This is a genomic window from Flavobacterium xinjiangense (assembly GCF_900142885.1).
Lineage (GTDB): Bacteria > Bacteroidota > Bacteroidia > Flavobacteriales > Flavobacteriaceae > Flavobacterium > Flavobacterium xinjiangense.
This window is the reverse complement of record NZ_FRCL01000003.1, coordinates 1-1,685: the sequence shown is the minus strand read 5'-3', so window position 1 is coordinate 1,685 and position 1,685 is coordinate 1. Positions and strand designations below refer to the sequence as shown.

General features: G+C 38.6%; 1 protein-coding gene. It reads right to left on the bottom strand.

Features of this window, described 5'->3' with window-relative positions; genetic code table 11:
* The coding region (locus tag BUC23_RS17440; RefSeq protein WP_167365552.1) for an HYR-like domain-containing protein at positions 1–1,685 on the bottom strand (1,685 nt) is incomplete at both ends.

Below are 1,685 nucleotides of genomic sequence, written 5' to 3'. Positions count from 1 at the left end.
GTTTTGTCTTGAACGGTAATCACTTGCACTTTAGAAGAAGTATTTCCACAAGCATCAGTTGCAGTCCAAGTTCTGGTAAGCGTATAGTTGCTGGCACAGTTTCCTTCTATTTTCGCTTCGTTGAAAGCTACTTTGGGATCTGCATCACAATTATCAGTAGCTGTTAAAGTAGCCGCTGTAGGTACTTCAGAACATTCTACGGTTACATCAGCAGGAACTTCGCTCAATACCGGAGCGGTTTTATCTTGAATATTTATAATTTGAGTTGCTTTAGAGGAATTACCACAAGCATCTGTCACTGTCCATGTTCTAGTAATGACTTTATTACCAGTACAAGAACTAGCAGGAGTTAAGCAAACACTGTTAAAATCGATGCTTCCATTTACACTGGCTTGTTTTCTTGAATAAATAAACCAGGTGCCATTCATTGGTCCAGTAAGATTTTCAAAACTTGAAACGTAGGATGTTAAACCAGTGATTGTATTTGGAGAAGTTGTTTCTCCGTTTGGAGTCATATTTTGGTTTATTCCGTCTTGAATAAAATTCGCATTATTCCACTTAGGATAACCAGAGTTGTTTGGATAAAATGTAGTTAAATACAATTCTTTTGTATTGGAGTTTGAATCATCACAATTTCCTCCGGAACAATATGGACCAACAAGTATTATTCCTTTTCCGCTTGGAGAAACTAATGTGAATTCAGCTCTTCCTTTTCCTTGATTTGTTTCAAAGGCCAAAGCAATTTTCTTTATGTTATTTGCTGTCAAATCATCAAATCCTGTAACTGTAAATGGAAAATAATTACCGTTTCCTGCATTTACTGATCCATTGCTTTCTGTGATTCCGATACATTCTGTATCAACATAACTAACTTTTGGATTAGAATCGCAGGCATCAATTATATTCGTAACGTTACCAGTTGCAATTGGATTAGTATTTGCAATACAATTTTCACCACTATTTATTGTGATAGTTGGTGGTGCTGTAAAAGTAGGAGGAGTTTTGTCTATTACATTAATAGTTTGTGAAGATGTTGAAGTATTTCTGCAAGAATCAGTAGCTGTCCAAGTTCTGATTACAGAGTATGAACCTGCACATTGACCTTGAGTTGTTACATCGTCAAAAGTCAAAGAAACAGATGTATCTACATTATCCGTAGCAGTTGCTTGTGCAAACTCAGGTTTTGCAGGACAATTAATTGTTGTTTCATTTGGTAATTGACTAATTACAGGAGGAGTTCCATCACCATCATTTATAGTTACTTGCGCCGTAGCAGTACAAGAACCATTCGCATTCCCATTGGGAGCCGAAGCCGTTAGCGTATAAGTTCCCGCAGGCAGGTTTGTATTAGAAACGACTTGATTTTGTGCATTTGTGATAACTACAGTAGAACCGGTGCTGTTTGTTACAGCAATCGAACCGTTAGCTTCACCAAAACAAGTAGCGTTGGTAGCAATTCCGCTTACCGATACCGCAACGTCAGGTTGCGTGATGGTTACCTGCGCCGTAGCAGTACAAGAACCATTCGCATTTCCATTGGGAGCCGAAGCCGTTAGCGTATAAGTTCCTGCAGGCAGGTTTGTATTAGAAACGACTTGATTTTGTGCATTTGTGATAACCACAGTAGAACCAGCGCTGTTTGTTACAGCAATCGAACCGTTAGCTTCACCAAAACAAGTTGCGTT